Source organism: Nocardia thraciensis, assembly GCF_054782435.1.
In genome coordinates this window covers 162,694-178,408 of record NZ_BAAGSM010000051.1, presented here as the reverse complement: position 1 = coordinate 178,408, position 15,715 = coordinate 162,694, and the positions used below count along the sequence as shown (strand labels likewise).

General features: G+C 68.4%; 14 protein-coding genes. 3 read left to right on the top strand and 11 right to left on the bottom strand.

What is annotated here, in order from left to right:
- Positions 1-3 precede the first annotated feature (3 nt).
- The gene (locus ACYVLQ_RS31640) at positions 4-816 is read right to left on the bottom strand and encodes a TetR/AcrR family transcriptional regulator (protein WP_460701197.1); all 813 of its coding nucleotides are present in this window, start codon (positions 814-816) and stop codon (positions 4-6) included.
- A gap of 72 nt (positions 817-888) precedes the next feature.
- Here ACYVLQ_RS31640 and ACYVLQ_RS31635 point away from each other — a divergent pair, with 72 nt between their 5' ends.
- Positions 889-2,160, top strand: a complete 1,272-nt coding sequence (locus ACYVLQ_RS31635; RefSeq protein ID WP_460701196.1) for an MFS transporter — start codon at positions 889-891, stop codon at positions 2,158-2,160.
- Here the strand turns inward: ACYVLQ_RS31635 and ACYVLQ_RS31630 are convergent.
- From ACYVLQ_RS31630 to ramB, 7 genes are all read right to left on the bottom strand, one after another.
- The gene (locus ACYVLQ_RS31630; protein WP_460701195.1) at positions 2,129-2,863 is read right to left on the bottom strand and encodes a GntR family transcriptional regulator; all 735 of its coding nucleotides are present in this window, start codon (positions 2,861-2,863) and stop codon (positions 2,129-2,131) included. The two genes, ACYVLQ_RS31635 and ACYVLQ_RS31630, sit on opposite strands and share 32 nt — an antisense overlap.
- Before the next feature lie 13 nt (positions 2,864-2,876).
- Positions 2,877-3,569, bottom strand: coding sequence for an urea ABC transporter ATP-binding subunit UrtE (gene urtE, locus ACYVLQ_RS31625; protein WP_460701194.1), 693 nt, complete (start codon positions 3,567-3,569; stop codon positions 2,877-2,879).
- Positions 3,553-4,413: an urea ABC transporter ATP-binding protein UrtD gene (urtD, locus tag ACYVLQ_RS31620; protein WP_460701193.1), complete on the bottom strand. Its 861-nt coding sequence runs from the start codon at positions 4,411-4,413 to the stop codon at positions 3,553-3,555. The genes urtE and urtD overlap by 17 nt, the downstream gene beginning before the upstream one ends.
- Positions 4,410-5,528, bottom strand: a complete 1,119-nt coding sequence (urtC, locus tag ACYVLQ_RS31615) for an urea ABC transporter permease subunit UrtC (protein ID WP_460701192.1) — start codon at positions 5,526-5,528, stop codon at positions 4,410-4,412. The genes urtD and urtC overlap by 4 nt, the downstream gene beginning before the upstream one ends.
- Positions 5,525-6,409, bottom strand: coding sequence for an urea ABC transporter permease subunit UrtB (gene urtB / locus ACYVLQ_RS31610; protein ID WP_460701191.1), 885 nt, complete (start codon positions 6,407-6,409; stop codon positions 5,525-5,527). The genes urtC and urtB overlap by 4 nt, the downstream gene beginning before the upstream one ends.
- Positions 6,410-6,502: 93 nt before the next feature.
- Entirely contained in the window at positions 6,503-7,780 is a 1,278-nt protein-coding gene (gene urtA / locus ACYVLQ_RS31605) for an urea ABC transporter substrate-binding protein (RefSeq protein ID WP_460701190.1), read from the bottom strand.
- A gap of 166 nt (positions 7,781-7,946) precedes the next feature.
- Positions 7,947-9,356, bottom strand: a complete 1,410-nt coding sequence (gene ramB / locus ACYVLQ_RS31600; RefSeq protein WP_460701189.1) for an acetate metabolism transcriptional regulator RamB — start codon at positions 9,354-9,356, stop codon at positions 7,947-7,949.
- A 92-nt stretch (positions 9,357-9,448) separates the two neighbouring features.
- Here ramB and ACYVLQ_RS31595 point away from each other — a divergent pair, with 92 nt between their 5' ends.
- A complete protein-coding gene (locus ACYVLQ_RS31595) occupies positions 9,449-11,071 on the top strand; it encodes an ATP-dependent DNA ligase (protein WP_460701188.1) in 1,623 nt (540 codons plus the stop codon).
- Positions 11,072-11,535: 464 nt separating this feature from the next.
- Complete coding sequence (locus ACYVLQ_RS31590) at positions 11,536-11,925, top strand: lipase family protein (RefSeq protein ID WP_460701187.1); 390 nt, start codon at positions 11,536-11,538, stop codon at positions 11,923-11,925.
- A gap of 142 nt (positions 11,926-12,067) precedes the next feature.
- On the opposite strand, the gene ACYVLQ_RS31585 is transcribed toward ACYVLQ_RS31590, so the two are convergent.
- From ACYVLQ_RS31585 to ACYVLQ_RS31575, 3 genes are all read right to left on the bottom strand, one after another.
- Entirely contained in the window at positions 12,068-12,442 is a 375-nt protein-coding gene (locus ACYVLQ_RS31585; RefSeq protein ID WP_460701186.1) for a DUF4254 domain-containing protein, read from the bottom strand.
- Positions 12,443-12,666: 224 nt separating this feature from the next.
- Positions 12,667-13,866 (bottom strand): cation:proton antiporter, encoded by a 1,200-nt coding sequence (locus ACYVLQ_RS31580; protein WP_460701185.1) that lies wholly within the window; start codon positions 13,864-13,866, stop codon positions 12,667-12,669.
- A gap of 144 nt (positions 13,867-14,010) precedes the next feature.
- On the bottom strand, positions 14,011-15,660 hold the full coding sequence (locus ACYVLQ_RS31575) for an alpha/beta hydrolase (protein ID WP_460701184.1): 1,650 nt from the start codon (positions 15,658-15,660) through the stop codon (positions 14,011-14,013).
- Between the last annotated feature and the right edge of the window lie 55 nt (positions 15,661-15,715).

Here is a 15,715-nt window from a genome sequence, read left to right as displayed (position 1 = left end):
TCGTTACTCGGCAAGGAGTTTCAGCACGACCGGGCGGGATATGGTCCCGGCGACCCGCCGGGCCAGTTCGTTGGCGCTCGCTCCCGCCGCGTGGGCTCCGCGCAACGCGGCGGCGAGTTGCTCGCGTGCGGCCTCGGCCTCGGCCTGTGCGGCGCGCAGGCGCTCGACGGCGCCATCGATCGCATCGACGGGCGTGCCGGGTTCGACGGACCTGGTGGTCAAATGGTTGACCGGTTGCGGCTCGCGGCGCATGGCGGCGCGGGCGAACTCCTGCAGGAACTCCTGCGTTGCCGCGGAATCCGCGGCCGCGGGGCCGAGTAGCAGCCGGGTGGTCTGCGGCACCGCGTGGGTCCAGGCGGCCAGGCCGCACAGCGCCAGCAGGAGTCGGCCCGCCACGCGTTCGTCCACACCGAATTGTTCCTGGGCGCGGGCGAATTTGCGGGCGTACAACTCGTCCCGGCGGCCGTCGACATCGTGCGCGTCGGCGCCGCGGTGCAGCGCCTCCCACAGCAGCAGCCGCAGCAGTTGGGGATTGTCGCGGTGGTAGCGGAACAGCTTGCCCACGTAGTCGCCGGGCTCGGTGTCGGCCAGCGGCTGGACGACGTCGCTGAACTCGTCCAGCGACTCGATGAGGATGACGTCGAACAGCTTGTCCTTGCTGCCGAACAGGCCGTAGATGCGTTCCTTGTTCACCCCGGCGGCCTCGGCGATGCGATCGACGCGCGCGCCAGCCAGGCCGTATTCGGCGAACTCGTCGCGGGCGGCGCGCAGCAGCGCCTGCCGGGTCGCGTCGCTGCGCTTGGTCGGAGCGGTCATGGGGAGAACTTTACCAGCCTCCAACCAACTATTCGGTTGACTCCTTGGCGGAATGCGCTTACCGTCGTCGCCATGGCGCCAACTATCGTCACGGACCAGGTCGTCTCGCCCTCCGCGGGTGCGTTACCCCGTGCCCACACGGGACGCACACTGCCGGTTTTCGTGCTGTCCGCCCTGCTCGCCACCGGCCAGATGTACGTGCCGATCCCCATGTTCTCGGCCATGCAGTCGGACTGGCAGGTGGGGCCGAGCGTGATGACCTGGATCATCAGCGCCTTCGCCTTCGGCTATGCGGGCGGGTTCGTCCTGTTCGGCCCACTGTCGGACCGGTTCGGGCACCGCCGGGTGCTGGTGACCGGCATGCTGATCGCCGCGGTGGTCACCCTGTTGACCGGCATGGCGTTCTCGGCTCCCGTCGCGATCGCCCTGCGCATCGCGCAGGGACTGATCGTCGGATCGATCCCGCCCGCGATTATGGCCTACATCGGAACCCGGATCGATCCCGCGCACCGCCCCGTGGCGACCATGTCGGTCTCCACCTCGTTCCTGGCCGCGACGGTCGTGGCGCAGATCGCCGCCCAGACCATGGTCGCCTCGTTCCCGTGGCGCGCGGTGTTCGTCGTGTCGGCCGCGGCGTTCGCGGCGCTGGCGATGCTGCTGCGGGCGGTCATGCTCGCGGATGCTCCGACGGGCGCGGATCAGCCACTGCTGCACAGTTATTCGGCGATTCCCGCGGTGCTGCGGATCCGGCCGCTGCTGCCGATGCTGGTGGCCGGGGCGCTGGCCATGGCGGTCATGGTCGGGATCTATACGGGGATCGAGCTCACGGGTCTGGTGCACGGTTCCGGGGAACTGCTGACGCTGCGGGCCGGAGCGCTGCCGGTGATGGCGCTGCTGCCGGTGCTGGCCGTGCCGCTGGCGCGGTTGTCCAAGCCGGGCCAGATCGTGCTCGGCGTGCTGATCGCGGCGACCGCGATGGTGCTCGCCGCGTTCGCGGGCAGTCACCTCGCGCTGCTGACCGTGCTGCTCGCCGTTCTGGTGGGCGGGCTGGGCACGATCGCTCCCGCGGTCCTGCAGAGCGCCGGTGAGTTGGGCGGTGAGGCCCGTGCCGCTGCCATGTCGGTGGCGATGTTCAGCTTCTACGTGGGTGCGACCGTGGGACCCCTGGTGGCGGCGGCCGCTGCGCCGCACGGGTTTTCGATCCTCGCGTGGTCGCTGGCGGCGATGCTCGTGACGGCCTTCGGCCTGACCCTGGTCGGCATGCGCCTGCAGCGGGTGCGGACAACCCCGCAGCGAAGCGGCCCTCATGTCCTCAATCCCGCAGGGCCTGGCCGAGTTTGGTGAGTTCGAGGGCGCTGCGGGCGCGGGTCAGCACGTTGGCCCGGGAGCGCAGGATATGGGTGAGCAAGGTGTCCAGGGCGTGGTCCAGGTCGCCGGCGAGGATGCGCTCGGCGATCGCGATGTGATCGGCGGTCATTGCCGCGACTCGTTCCGGGGTCGGCACGTCCAGCGAGCGGATCGGGCGAATTTTGGCGTACACGGTGGTCAGCGCCTCGGCCAGCGCCGAATTGCCCGCCGCCGTCAGCAATGTGGTGTGGAACCGCTCGTCCGCGGCGACGAGTTCGGCCCCCGCGTCCGGCGGGTCGTCGCGCAGTGCGCGCCAGCGATCCAGCTCCCGCCGGACCGCCAATTGATCGTGCGATGTCGTATTCGACCGCGCGACAGTGATGATCGCCGGATCGCGGCCAGCGGCGAATCGGACGCGCTGAATTCCTCGCGTCTCCAGAACTATTCGCAATTCGTACAGATCGCCCAGCTCGTCGAGACGCGGCCGGTACGGATACAGCCCGTCGCCGTGGCGTTCCACCAGGCCATCGGAGAGCAAGCGGGCCAACGCCTCTCGCACGGGTGTCCGCGAGACCCGGTACGTCTCGGCGAGGCGTTCCTCGCCGAGCCGCACGGTCGGGTCGAGCGCGCCCGCCGCCAGGTCCCGGCACAGCGAGCGGTAGACCCGCTCTCCCAACGAGATACGCCCCCTGCGCGCCATCTCGTCTTTCCCGTCAGATGGCCATCGCCGCGCGGACGGCGGCTGCCGCGTCCGCCCCGCCCGCTCCCGAGGAGGCGATCCGGCCGGATTGCAGCACGTGGTAGCGCCCCGCCGCCTGCAAGGCGAAGCCGATGTGCTGCTCGACCAGCAACACGCTCAGACCACCGCGGCGCGTGAGTTCGAGGACCGTACGCTCGATTTCGGCGACCACGGACGGCTGGATGCCTTCGGTGGGTTCGTCGAGGATCAGCAGCCTGGGCTCCGTGACGAGGGCCCGCGCGATGGCCAGCTGCTGGCGCTGGCCGCCGGACAGCAGCCCCGCCTTGCGGTCGAGCAGTTCGCGCAGCGCCGGAAACAGGTGCAGCGCCTCATCGATCAGCGCTTTGCCGCGCCTGCGCCCATCGGCGACCACCTGCAGATTCTCCGCGGCCGTCAGCTGGGGAAAACACTGCTGTCCCTGCGGGACATAGGCCATCCCGCGCCGCACTCGGCGCGACGGTGCGAGCCTCGTGACCGTCTCGCCGTCGAAGCGGATCTGACCGGACCGCACCGGTAGCAACCCGACGGCGGCACGCAGCAGGGTCGTCTTACCGGCGCCGTTGTGGCCCATGACGGCGGCGACCCCGTCGTCCGGCACGGTCAGCGAAACGCCGTGGATCACTTCTGTGCGGCCGTAACCGGTATGGACGTCAACTAGTTCCAGCATCCGCTGCCTCCTCGGCGTAGGTTTCGACGGCGGCCGCGGTGCCCAGGTACACCTGCTGCACCTTCGGATCGGCCTGCACCTGCTCGACCGTGCCCTCGCTGAGCACCCGGCCACCGGCCAGGACCGTCACCGAGCTGGCATATGCCCGCATGAAGTCCATGTCATGTTCGACAACGATGACGACCCGGTCGGAACCTATGCGGCGCAACAGATTCCCCGTCTCCTCGCGCTCCTCGGCGCTCATCCCGGCGACCGGCTCGTCGAGCAGCAGCACCGAGGCGTTCTGCACCAGCAGCATGCCGATCTCGAGCCATTGTTTCTGCCCGTGCGCGAGCACCCCGGCCGGTTTGTCGCGCATGCTTTGCAAACCCGTTGTCTCCAAGGCGGAGTCGATGACGGGGAGCACGTCCCGGCGCCGCCGAAGCAGGGTGAGCGGCGAGCGCCCGGCGCCCGCGGCGATATCGAGATTCTGCAGCACCGTGAGCTGCTGGAACACGCTGGCGGTCTGAAAGGTGCGGCCGACGCCGAGTCGGGCGATCTGATGCACCTTGCGGCGCAACAGTTCCACGCCCGACTTCTGTGCCGAGCCGGTCGCGGGAACCAGGCCGGTGATCGCGTCGATAAGTGTGGTCTTACCCGCTCCGTTGGGTCCGATCAGAAAGCGCAGATCGCCTTGCAGCACGGTCAGATCGACGTCGGACACTGCCTTGAATCCGTCGAAATCGACCGAGAGACCCCGGATTTCGAGATACTCGCTGTCCATCCCTCCGGTGCCGCCGAACTTCGGCCCGCGGGCAGGTGCGGTCGATCCCGATGCGGCCTGGTTCACTTCGTCGTCGGTCATCGCGCCTCGACCTTCCGCTCCGCCTGGACGTTCCCCGCTCCGGCCGGGGCAGTCGCCGACACCGGGATCGCCGGGCGTCGGAACCGATCGGCCAATCCCTTTGCCGTCGGCCATATCCCGGCCAGACCGGCCGGAACGAACCCGACCACCACGATGAACAGCACGCCCTGCAGGTAGGTCCACCCGGACGGGAAGTGCTCGGAGAACGTGGTCTGCGCCCAGGCGACGCCGATGGCGCCGAGCACCGGGCCGAGCAGCGTGGTGCGGCCACCGATCGCGACGCCGATGAGGAAGACGATCGACGGCACCACCCCGATGTCGGCCGGAGAGATGATGCCGACGATGGGTGTGAACAACGCCCCCGCGATACCGGCGAAGAAGGCTGCCGCCACATACGCGACGATCTTGATATTGGCGGGGTCGTAGCCGAGGAACCGCACCCGCTCCTCCTGGTCGCGCACCGCCACCAGCAGTTCCCCGTAGCGACTGTGTATCAGCTGCCGCGCCACCGCCGTGACGAGCAGCAGCGCCGCGGCCGCGATGAAGAACAGCATCCGCCGATTCACGGGATCGTCGAGCCGGAACCCGAAGAACGCGCGGAAATCGCTGAGCCCGGTGAAGCCGCCGATGGTCTGCTGCCCGGTCAGCAGGACGGCCAGCGCGGCGGTCAGCGCCTGGGACAGGATCGCGAAGTACGCCCCCTTGACCCGTCGCTTGAACACCCCGAACCCGAGCAGCGCGGCGAGCAGGGCGGGCAGCACCAGCACGGCCAGGATCGCCACCGGAGCGGACGCGAAAGGCACCCAGTACGAGGGCAATTCGGCTATTCCGGCGATCTGCATGAACTCCGGCACGTCCTGCTTCAGCCGCGCGGCATCGGCCAGCTGCATGTGCATCGCCATGATGTACGCGCCGATCCCGAAGAACACCCCTTGGCCGAGGGTGAGCATGCCGCCTCGGCCCCAGGCCAATCCGATGCCGACCGCGACGATGGCGAAGCACAGGAACTTGGCCAGCAGGCTCAACCGGAAGTCGCTCAGTGCGACGGGCGCCACCGCGAACAGCAGCACCGCGGCGATGGCGAAACCGCCGAGCGTCCGCACGTGCCCGCTCATGCCAGGCTCCTCGTCCGAACGGTGAACAGCCCTTGCGGCCGCACCTGCAGGAAGACCACGATGAGCACGAACACGATCACCTTCGCCACGGATGCGGTGGTGGAGTACTCGATGAACGAATTCAGCAGTCCCAGTGCGAAAGCCGCCAGCACGGTGCCCTTGATCTGACCGAGCCCGCCGATCACGACGACCAGGAACGCGTCGACGAGATAGCTCTGTCCGATCGTCGGGCTGGTCGATCCGATCAGCGTGAGCGCGACACCGGCCACCGCCGCCAGCCCCGACCCGATGAAGAACGTGCCCACATCGGTCGAACGGCTGGATACGCCGCTGGTTTCGGCGAGGTCGCGGTTCTGTACGACGGCCCGGATGCGCCGCCCCAGCGGAGTCGCCCGCAGTGCGGCGGCCAGCGCGACGACCGCGGCGGCGGCCAGGACCAGGATGAAGATGCGAGTCTTGGGTACCACGGCCCCGGCGATGGTGAGGCCGCCGGAGAGCCATTCGGGCACGACCACATTCTTGGCCGGTGCGCCGAATATGTTGCGCGCCAACTGCTGCAGGATCAGTCCGACGCCGAAGGACACCAGCAGGGTATCCAGCGGCCGCTCGTACATCCAGCGGATCAGTCCCATTTCCAGTGCGGCGCCCAGCGCTCCGCCGACCAGGAATCCCGCGAACAGCGACACGATGAGCGCCACACCCGTCGCGTGTACCACCTGCTGCACGACGAAGGTCGTATAGCAGCCCGCCATGATGAATTCGCCGTGCGCCATATTGATCACGCCCATCTGACCGAAGGTCAACGACAGGCCCAGCGCCGCCAGCAGCAGAATGGATCCCAGACTCAGGCCGGTGAACAGCTGGCCGATCACCACTTCCATGGGCATTACCTCGATTTCGCTCGATCCACCGGTGTGGTCCCGTCCTCCCTATACGGGGACGGGACCACACCGCCCCTCATCGACGGCCTTCGGCTACCTCAGGCCCTTGGCCCACTCGTAGGACCTCAGATACGGGTCCGGCGCAATCGGCTTGCCGGAGTCCCACACCGTGTAGATCAGGCCGTCCGCGTGGATCTCGCCGATCCGCGCGGTCTTGGTGATGTGGTGGTTGGATCCGTCGACGGTCACGGTGCCCTCGGGGGCGTCGAAGCTGACTCCGTCGGCGGCATTCTGCACGTCGGCCACCGCGAACGACTTCGCCTTCTCGACCATGTTCTTCCACAGGAAGACCGAGGTGTAGGCGGCCTCCATCGGGTCGGAGGTGGGCTTGTCGGCGCCGTGGACGGACTTGTAGGCGTTGACGAACGCCTTGTTCTGCGGGCTGTCGACGGTCTGGTAGTAGTTCCAGGCCGTCAGCTGACCGGCGATGTTCTGCGGGCCGATGCCCGTGACCTCCTCCTCGGCGATCGATACCGAAATCACCGGCATATCGGCCGCTTTCAGGCCCGCGTTGGCGTACTCGCGAAAGAAGGCCACGTTCGAGTCGCCGTTGAGTGTGTTGAATATCGCGCCCGCCTTGGCATTTCGCACCTTGTTGACGATTGTGGAGAAATCGGTGGAACCCAGCGGCGCGTAGTCCTCGCCCTTGATCTCCATCCCGTTCGCCGCCGCGTAGGCTTTGATCTCGCGGTTGGCGGTCTGCGGGAACACATAATCGCTGCCGACCAGATACAGCGACTTGACGCCTTTCTGCTTCAAATAGTCCAGCGCGGGCAGGATCTGCTGGTTCGTGGTGGCGCCGGTGTAGAAGATGTTCTTGCTATCCTCCAGGCCCTCATATTGCACGGGATAGAACAGCAGCGAGTTCAGCGCCTCGAACTTGGGTTTCATCGCCTTGCGGCTGGCCGAGGTCCAGCCGCCGAAAACCGCTGCGACACAGTCGGAGCTGATCAGCTTCTCGGCCTTCTCGGCGAAGGTCTTCGGATCCGACGCGCCGTCCTCGGGCACGATCTGGATCTGCTTGCCCAGCACCCCGCCCGCGGCATTGACCTGATCGACCGCCAGCTTGGTGGAGTTGGCGACGGTGACCTCGCTGATGGCCATGGTGCCGGTGAGCGAGTGCAGAGATCCGATCTTGATCGTATCCTTCGAGGTGTCGACGCACGACGTTGCGGCCGAGCCGGTTTCGGCGTCGTCGCGGGCGCCGCAGGCGGTCAGCAGCAGGGCCGACAGCGCGACGGCGGTCGGTACGGCCACGATCCTGACCAGGCGGCGGGAGCGGTGACGACGAGCGTCACGAGAATCTGACATGGGCGGAACCCTTCTCACTTCATCAAGAGTGCGGCGACACCCGCGTTGTATACAGCGGCTGTATCCGTGCGCCGAAGAGTAAGTGGGAAGTGTTGCGCCCGAATATTTCCCGGTGACAACCGTGTTGCCGACGTTTCGGGAATGTGAATTCTCGTATTCCGGCGGACTATCGCAGCACGTACGGGGATATGGAGCTGCGGTGTTCGCTGATGTCGAGCGACTTGCCCAGCGGCGGGAAGGCCCGCTGCGGGCAGTTGGTCCGTTCGCAGACACGGCAACCCGCGCCGATCGGGGTGGCCTGGGGATCGTTGAGATCCAGCCCGTCGGCGTACACGACCCGGCCCGCGTGCCGCAGCTCGCAGCCGAGCCCGATGGCGAAGGTCTTGCTGGGCTCGCCGTAGCGGGTGGCCCGCCGCTCCACGGTGCGCGCGATCCACAAATACTTGCGGCCGTCGGGCATCTGGGCGATCTGGGTCATGATCCGCCCCGGATAGGCGAAGGTCTCGTAGACGTTCCACAGCGGGCAGGTGCCGCCACTGGAAGAAAAGTGAAAACCGGTGGCGGACTGCCGTTTCGACATATTCCCGGCGCGGTCGACGCGCACGAACGAGAACGGCACCCCGCGCAGCTTCGGCCGCTGCAGCGTCGAAAGCCGGTGGCAGACGGTCTCATAGCTCTGGGTGAAGAAGGCCGACAGCCGTTCGATGTCGTAGCGGAAGTTCTCGGCAACCTCGTGGAAGTACGAATAGGGCAGCACCAGGGCGGCGGCGAAGTAGTTGGCCAGCCCCAGCTGGGCGAGGGTGCGGGAATCGTCGGAGGCGAAATTTCCCTCCTCGACCAGCTCTTCGATCAGTTCGCCGCATTCCAGATAGCCCAGTTCGGCCGCGAGCTTGAACACCCGCTGCCCGCCCGACAGGTGCGGAGCGATCTCCAGCCGCCGGGCCTCGGTGTCGAAGCGGTGCAGCACGCCCTCGCCGAGATCGATGCGCTCGACGATCTGCACCCCGTGCGCGGTGGTGAGCCGACGGGCGATCTCGCGCTTGAGATCGCCGCCGTGGAAACGCATCCGGGTGGCGAGTTCCTCTGCGGCGGTATCCAATTCGTGAATGTAGTTCTGCCGCTGATAGAAGAAGTCGCGCACCTCCTCGTGCGGGCGGGAGATGGCCCCGGACCCGCTGCCGTCGGCGAAGCGGTCCTCGGTGGCGGCGGCCAACTGGGCGGTGGTGTTGCGGAAGCGGCGGTGCATATTGACCATCGCGCGGGCCAGGCTCGGGTGCGCGGAGACCATATCGGCGATCTCCTGGGCGTCGGCCTCGATGCCGAGCTCTTGGTCCATCACCACTTCCTGCAGCTCGGCGATGAGCCGGGTGTCGTCCTGGGAGGAGAAGAATCCGGCGTCGACCCCGAACACCTCGCTGATGCGCAGCAGCACCGGTACGGTGAGCGGGCGGACATCGTGTTCGATCTGATTGAGGTAACTCGCCGAGATCTCCAGCTTCTTGGCGAGCGAGACCTGGCTCAGCCCTCGTTCGGTGCGCAGCTGTCGCAGCCGCGCGCCGACGTAAGTCTTGGCCATATGTCCAGTTTAGGGCGGTTTCGCAGGTCTGCAAACCTCTGATTAGCAGAACGAGCGAGCGATGTGTCACACCCCCGCGCTACCGTCGAACCGTGCTGTTGTCGCAAGTCGTTGCGGCGTCGCGGGCCGTGCGGGCGACGTCGTCACGCAAGACCAAGATCGCCACGCTGGCCGAGCTGCTGGGCCACGCCGGGCCGGACGAGCTCGCCCAGGTCGTGGCGTGGGTGTCGGGGGATCTACTGCAGGGCCGTATCGGCACGGGCTGGCGCACGCTGGTCGCCGTCGCGGTCGATCCCGCCGCCGAACCGAGCCTGACCGTACCGGCGGTGGACGCGGTGCTGAGCGAGCTGGCCCGCACCGGCGGTTCCGGCTCGGCGGCCCGTCGGCAGGAACTGCTGGTGGGGCTGCTGTCCGCGGCCACCGCCGAGGAGCGTGACTTCCTCGTCCGACTGCTGACCGGCGAACTGCGCCAGGGCGCCCTGACCGCGATCGTGGCCGAGGCGGTCGCGGCGGCGGCACAGGTGCCGATCGATCTGGTCCGTCGCGCGCATATGCTCTCCGGCCGCCTGCCGGTGACGGCCGCGGCGGCGATGACCGGCGGCGCGCCCGCGCTGGCGGAGTTCCGGTTGGAGGTGGGCAGGCCGATTCAGCCCATGCTCGCCTCCCCGGGCGCCACGCTCGAGGAGGCCTTCACCGAATTCGGCGGCGACGTGAGCGTCGAGCACAAGCTCGACGGCGCGCGAATTCAGGTGCACCGCAAGGGATCGCGGGTGTGGGTCTTCACGCGCACGCTGCGCGACATCACTGGCAACGTGCCGGAGCTGGTGGAGCTCGTCACCGGATTGGACTGCGAGAGCGTGGTTCTCGACGGGGAGACGCTGGCCCTCACGGATGCCGGTCGCCCGCGCCCGTTCCAGGAGACGATGAGCCGCTTCGCGATCACCCCCGACGCCGTCCGGCCCGGGGCGGATCCGGCGGTCAGCGAGGCCGCCGCCCTCGGCCAGGCCGTCCCCGCGGCGTCATCGACCCGCGAACTGCTGCTGCACCCGTACTTCTTCGACTGCCTGCATCTGGACGGCGCCGATCTGCTGGATGCGCCGCTCTCCGAGCGCCGCGCGGCGCTGGCGAAAGTAGCCGCCGCGCACAGTATCCCGTCGCTGACCCATCCCGATGCCGAAGCGGCGGCGGCGTATTTCGACGGCGCGCTGGCCGCCGGGCACGAGGGCGTCGTGGTCAAGTCCCTGGCCGCGCCGTACGCCGCCGGGCGGCGGGGCAGGGCCTGGCAGAAGATCAAACCCACCCACACGCTGGATCTGCTCGTGCTCGGCGCCGAATGGGGTTACGGCCGCCGCACCGGCTACCTGTCGAATCTGCACCTGGGCGCGCGCGATTCGGACGGCGGCGATCCGGTGATGGTCGGCAAGACCTTCAAGGGGCTCACCGATGCGCTGCTGCGGTGGCAGACCTCGGAATTCCCCCACCACGAGCGTGCCCGTGACGAGCACACCGTCTACCTGCGGCCCGAGCTGGTGGTCGAGATCGCGCTCGACGGGGTTCAGGTGAGCCCGCGTTACCCGGGCGGCGTCGCGCTCCGCTTCGCGCGGGTGGTTCGCTATCGGCCCGACAAGGAGCCTGCCGAGGCCGACGCCATCGATGCCGTCCGCGCCCTGCTGCCGGTGTCGGCCGCGCAGTCGGATCCACCCGTCGCCGAGTGAGCGGCCCCGGCGGAACTGCCAGCGGATGGGCGCGGTGGGCGTGGGCCACCGCTCCGGGTGCGAGCAGGCGCGGGCGGAGCCCGCGTGGAACCACTCGATAGGCGGCGCGCCGGACTCAAAATCAGAAACCAACCAGTAGGCATGTAAAGCTGGTCGAGGAATGGGCGACAACCGGGCGGATGCGCTGCGGCGTGCTGGCACATCGGGAGTGATCAGGACTTGGCAGGTAGGAGGCGGGCGGTCGCCCGGATATGGGCGGCGGCGGTGGTGACGGCGGTATCGGTGCTGACTCCGGTCGTATTCGATACGGGACGGTCGGTCGCGCGTGCCGACCTCCTGGAGAATCTGGTCAACCCGCCGCACGAACTCGCGTCCATTCTTCCGACCCCGCTCGACGACAGGTTCTACGCCCCGCCAGGGAGTATCCCGAGCTGCTGGCGCTGCTCAACGACGACGAGTGGCGGTTGGCGCACGCCTTCCGCGATATCTGCGTCGGCGGCGAGGCGATACTGGGCGTGATCGCCTCACTGAAGGTCGAGCAGCTCACCGATGTACCGGATCCGAGCGCCCATCCGATGGTCCGAAAGATCCTGGCGGACAACCGGCTCGGCGCGATCGCCCCCAAAGCGCCCGCCCTGATCTACCACGGCGTGCACGAGTTCTGGATTCCCTTCGAGCAGGCGCGGAACCTGCATGCCGACTGGTGCCGACGCGGCGCCCGCACCCGCCTCGACCCGATGCCCGGCGAGCATTTCACCGTCGGCGCCCTGGCCATCCCCGCCACCAGCGCCTGGGTCGACGGCCTGTTCGCAGGCCAACTGGTTCCACCCGGCTGCACGGAAGCGGGCCGCTGACCGGCCGCATTATCAGGCGGTTCTCAGCTGGCGTTGCGGTTGTCGCCAAGGTTGCCGGGCAGACTCGGGGTTGACGGGGCTCGGCCATTTTCCCGCTGCCGGCGGCGCTGAAGTCCGCGCCGCCGGCGGCAATTCTTTCGGGTCAGTGGTCGTAGGAGTGGTGTCCGCTGAGGTTGGGTAGGCGGCATAGACCGGCGGAGATCTCCGCGGCGAGATCGTCGTAGGCGGCCGCCAGTTCCGACAGCCGCCGGGAGGCGTCGCGAACCATCCATTCGGGCGCGTCGGCGAGCGTGAAGTACGACAGCGCGGAGTACTGGGCCAGTCGATCGATCACGGTGCCGACCGTCTCGGTGTGTAGGCGCACGCCGCCGCGTGCGCGCGGTAATTCCGTTGCGACCCAATGATCTATGTCGTGCACCAACTGGGCGCGATGTCTATCGATGCCGTGTGCGGCGGTCGGCGTCGAGGCGAGCCGCTGCTCGTGCAGCTCGGCCAGCCGGCAGGCACAGCGCAGCACGAAATGATCCTCGGCTGCGGACCCGCGGCATGCCTCCAAGAGGCTGTGTTTGGGTGGGAGCGATTCCACGGCGCCATCTTGCCCGCCGAATGTTTCCGATCAGCAACGACATTCGATGGCGCGCTGTGATCTTGTTCGCCGCGCGGTGTCGGCCGGACCGCTGCCGCCCACGTCAGTTCTGTTTTCCGCCTCGTCACCCGAAAGCCGGTCGGGGCGCGGACTTTTCAGTTCCGCCCGATCGCCTTGGCGAGGAGCGGGAATATCAACACGGTGGTGGCGCCCGCCGCAACCAATGCGGACGCCAGATCCGGGCTCATCAGTTCGGCGCCCGTGGCGACCTGGGTGACCGCGACGATGATCGGCAGGCCGGTCGCCGCGTACAGGGCCAGCTGAATGCGCTCGCGACCGTAATCCAGGTTCGCGCCGTGTGGTATGAACCGTTCGCTGAACCATACCGGGACCCCGCGCGCCGCGGCGATCGCGAGCACGAACACCACCCAGGTGAGCGGATTCCGTGCCACCGCGGCGGGGTCGATGCCCATCCCGGATACGACGAAGAAGATGGGGATCAGCACGCCGTAACCCACTGTCTCCAACGATGATTCGATATGCGGATACTGCTCGGCGACGAGGCTGCGCAGGATCAGGCCCGCGGCGAACGCGCCCAGTACGACATCGAGATCGAATTCGTCCGCGACCGCCATCAGGGTCAACAGCAGCAGGAAGACCACCCGCACCGGCAACTGTGCCGTCCCGCCCTCCAGCGCGGTGACGACCCGGGCCAGGCGGGGGAACCGCTCGAACAGGCGCGTGGGCACCAGCCACACCAGCGCCGCCGCGGCCACGAACAGCAGCAGCACGATCACCGCCGCCGCGGTGTTCCGACTGGTCAGCAGCACCGACATCGCGACGATCGGACCGAGCTCACCCACCGCCCCGTGTGCGAGAACCGCACGGCCCAAAGGCTGTTCGAGCACGCCGTCCTGTTTCACGATCGGCAGCAGGGTGCCGAGCGCGGTCGAGGTGAGCGCGATCGCGACCGCCACTTGCGCGGTGAAACCGGCGTCCCGCGCCACCAGCCAGACCAGCGCCCACGCCAGCACCAGGCACACCAGCCAGGTCGACCACGCCACCCGTCCGGACCTGCCCCGCAGCAACCGCGGGTCCAACTCGTAACCGGCCAGCAGGAAGAGCATCCCCAGCCCCAGCTCGCTCAGGAGATCGACGCCGCCCTCGCTACCCGCCAGCTCGAATACGTTGGGCCCGAACAGCATCCCCAGCACGAGCAGGATCACCACATCCGGCACGAACCCGCGCGACATCCGGGCGAGCAGGGGAGCGGCCACCGCGGCCGCGGCGATCCAGAACAACGACACGATCGCCGAGGACGTCGCGCCTGCCACCTGCTCCGCCGCCAGGAACATCGGGCCATCGTCGCACGGCAACCACCCGACCTCCGGGCACGACACAACTCGTCGGTGGGGCAGTCGTGCCGCACGAACCCGTCTGGAACCTCGTGGATGGACCGCCCACGGTCGCTCTCGGTCGACGGTGCCGCGGCCGTGCGGTCACCCGCCCGGCTTGGGCGGCGCCGGTAGCGTGCAGCGGGCGTCGGCGGGCGGGGCCTGCAGATCGACCAGGTATCCGGCGACGGCGTCGTTCACGCACTCGCTGGCGCCGGACAGGGCGATGGTGTGCTGCTCGCCCTCGACGGTGAGCATGGAGCCGCCGAGCGCTGAAGCCAGGCTGACGCCGCCGTCATAGGGGGTGGCCGGGTCGCCGGTGATCGAGATCGTCAAGGTGTCGGGCAGGTCCTCGATGCCGGTGGCGTAGGGATAGTCGAGTGTCGGTGCGGCTGGCCAGAATTCGCAGCCGTCGCGGGCGCCGTCGGCGCCTCGCCCGGTGTCGGTGAACGGGGCCGCGTGCTGGATTCGGCGCTTGAGATCGGTTTCCTGATCCGGGGTGCGCCGCTGTTCGTCCATGCAGTTGATCGCGTAGAGCGCCTCGTTGAAATTGCCGTAGCGCCCGTCGGGGCCGCGCCCGGCGAAGGCGTCGCCCAGCGCGGCGAGGGTGTCGCCACGTCCCGTCTCGAGCTCGGCGATGCCCTGGGTGATCGCGGGCCAGGCCGCGGAGTCGTACAGTCCTGCGGTCACCGAGCCGTAGACGTCGTCGAAGCCCAGCTGTCGTCCGTCGGCGGTGGCTACCGGCCGGTCGAGCAGTGGCCGGACAATGTTCTGGAATTTCTCGGTGGCCTTGCCGGGATCGGTACCCAGCGGGCAGTCGGGTCGGGCCGCACAGTCGGTGGCCATCGCGTCGAAAGACCGCTGGAAGCTGGTGAATTGCGAGATCCGTCGTTCGACGGTCCCCGAACGCGGATCGATGGCGCCGTCGAGGACCATGGCTCGCACGTTCCGGGGGAACATTTCGGCGTAGACCGCGCCGAGCCGGGTGCCGTAGCTCTGGCCGAGGTAGGTCAGCTTCTTGTCGCCCAGCGCCGTGCGCAGGATGTCCATATCGCGTGCCGCGTCACGGGTTCCGACGTGGGCGAGCACATCCCGGCCGCCGGAACGCTCGGCACACCGGTCGACCAGCCCGCGGGTGTCCTGCTCGGTCCAGGTGCCCGCGCCGACGGCGACCGTGGTCACGGCGTCTCCGGCGTCGGTTTCCGCATCGGTGAAGCAGTCGACGGCCGGGGTGGAGGCGCCGACTCCGCGGGGGTCGAAGCCGATGAGGTCGAACTTCTCGGTGACCGGACTGGTCGCCCAGGTCTTCGACGCGACGGCGGCCATGCTCGAGCCCGGTCCGCCGGGGCCACCGGGGTTGAGCAGCAGCGATCCGACCTTCTCGCCGCGTGCGGGTGCTTTGAGCAGTGCGATCCGCGCGGTCCGGCCTGCCGGGTCTTCGTAATCCAGGGGCACCTCCACTCGTGCGCACTGGAACGCCGGGTTGCTGGAGAATGCCTTCTCGTCGGCGGTCGTGGTGGCGTACCCCGCGCACGGTTCGAACGACAATCGCTGGTCGTAGAAGCGCTGCAGCTCCGGCGACGGCTGGCGGTGCGCCGGGGGCGCCGGTTGAGAGCAGGCGACGAATGCCGATGCGAGCAGGAACGCCGTGGCAGCCGCAGCCGCGCGGCGCGGGCCGAATCGGCGCAGGCCGACAGAGCGCGCGGACCTGCCGCGGTCCGCGTTCTCCGGGCTGTGGGTGGAACTCCTCGTCATGGCCGTCACTCCTCCGGCACCGATTCCACGGCACGGGGTGTGCCGATTCGGGCGC